Annotated in this window: 1 protein-coding gene; it reads left to right on the top strand. The window is 63.7% G+C overall.

Annotated elements, in window-relative coordinates:
- Positions 1-258: 258 nt before the first annotated feature.
- Positions 259-1,587, top strand: a complete 1,329-nt coding sequence (locus DBR34_RS14165; RefSeq protein ID WP_128097268.1) for a dicarboxylate/amino acid:cation symporter — start codon at positions 259-261, stop codon at positions 1,585-1,587.
- Positions 1,588-2,057 lie beyond the last annotated feature (470 nt).

Below are 2,057 nucleotides of genomic sequence, written 5' to 3'. Positions count from 1 at the left end.
CATCGACGGCAACCGCGCCGGGGGCCGTGGCGGCGGGGGTGCTGGTGGCGCAGGCGCCCAGCAGCAGGGTGGTGGCGATGGCCGCCACCAGGGACGTGGAACGGGACATGGACAGGCATATCTCACAGGTGAATCGGGCGTTCATTATGCAGAACGGCGCAAGGCACGCCGATGACACGCTGATTTTCCGTGTGCGCCTCGTTCCGCAGGCGCGGTTGGGCTAAGGTGCCTAGCTGTCGAATTCTCTCTGGAAAGCTCATGAAGCTGGTTTCTGCGTGGTTGCGGATTCCGTTCTGGCAACGCGTGCTGGGCGGCTTCGTGCTGGGTGCGCTGGCCGGGTGGTTGCTGGGCCCGGCGGCCGAGGTATGGTTCGGTCCGTTGGGCGATCTGTATGTGACGCTGATCAAGATGATCGCGGTGCCGCTGGTGTTCTTCGCGGTGATCAATGCGATCTCTTCGCTGCACGGGCAGAAGTCGGTGGCGGCCCTGGGCGGGCGCACGTTCCTGTGGTTCATCATCACCGCGGCGCTGGCGGTCTGCGTGGGGCTGGCGGTGGGTACGATCCTGCAGCCGGGCACGGGCAATCTGAGCCTGAGCATGGACCACGGCTATACGCCGCGCGAAGTGCCCAGCGTGGTGAAGGTGCTGATGGATGTGGTGCCGTCGAATGTGTTCTACGCGCTAACGGGGATTGGCACGCGGGTGAACGCGGCCGGCGAGACGGTGCTGGCGGCGGGGCGCGGGTCGATCCTGCCGGTGATCTTCTTCGCGGGGCTGCTGGGCTTTGCGATGGTGAAGCTGGGCGACAAGGTGGCCGAGGCGCGCAAGCTGACCGGGCAGATGAGCGACATCATGATCCAGGTGACGCGCTTCGTGCTGGAGATGACGCCGCTGGGAACCTTCGGGCTGATCGCCGGGCTGGTGGGCAGTTACGGGTTCGAGAAGCTGCTGCCGCTGGGTAACTTCGTGCTGGCGCTGTACGTGGCCTGCGCGTTCCACATTGTGGTGGTGTACGGGGGGCTGTTGTTGTCGCACGGGTTGAATCCGCTGAAGTTCTTCCGCGGGGCGGCGCCGGGGATGCAGGTGGCGTTCGTGAGTTCGTCGAGCTTTGCGGCGATGCCGGCGGCGATGCGGTCGATCACGCACAATCTGGGCGTGAACAAGGATTACGCGTCGTTCGCGGTACCGTTGGGCGCAAGCATCAAGATGGACGGCTGCGGTGCGATCTATCCGGCGTTGTGCGCGGTGTTCATCGCGCAGTACACGGGGGTTCCGTTGACGCCGGAGCAGTACATCGTGGTGTTGATCGCTTCGGTGCTGGGCAGTTTCGGGACGGCGGGCGTTCCGGGCACGGCGGTGGTGATGGCGACGGTGGTGCTGAGTGCGGCGAACCTGCCGTTGGAGACGATCGGGTATCTGTACGCGATCGACCGGATCCTGGACATGATGCGGACGATGACCAATGTGACCGGGCAGATGCTGGTGCCGGTGCTGGTGGCCAAGGAAACGGGGTTGCTGGACCAGTCGGTGTACGACAACCCATCCACCAATCTGGGCGTGGACGAGCTGGAAAAACGATCGTCCTGAGTGCCGGGTTTGATGGTGATGAAGATGGGCCCGCGAAAGCGGGCCTGTTTTTTTTGGAAGCTGAAAGCAACAGCGACAGCGACAGCAACAGCAACAGCAACAGCAAGATCCTCGTCCGGATTCTGCTGGGGTGGGTCGGCATGGGTGGGTAGCCGGGACACGCCGCAAGTACGTCCCTGTAGGCTCCGTCGGCGCATCCATGCGCCTCAGGGTCCCGTGAACCCACCTACCCCATCCCTCGACAGTTTGCTGGTGGCCTCGGCAAAATCAGAAGCAACAGCTCATCTGTCTGACTCCATTCCACTACCAGAATCCGGACTTCGGCCAACAGGGAACGGCAGTACGGATGAACGTGCCTGTGTAGTGCAGCTCTCGCTCTCCTGTGCACACCGACGCAGTGTGGATGGGTCGGCATGGGTGGGTAGCCGGGACCCTGAGGCGCATGGATGCGCCGACGGAGCCTACAGGGA

This window comes from Stenotrophomonas sp. HMWF003 (assembly GCF_003061285.1).
GTDB lineage: Bacteria > Pseudomonadota > Gammaproteobacteria > Xanthomonadales > Xanthomonadaceae > Stenotrophomonas > Stenotrophomonas maltophilia_AP.
Note: the sequence above shows the minus strand (reverse complement) of the source record. Positions and strands in the feature narration are given on the sequence as shown.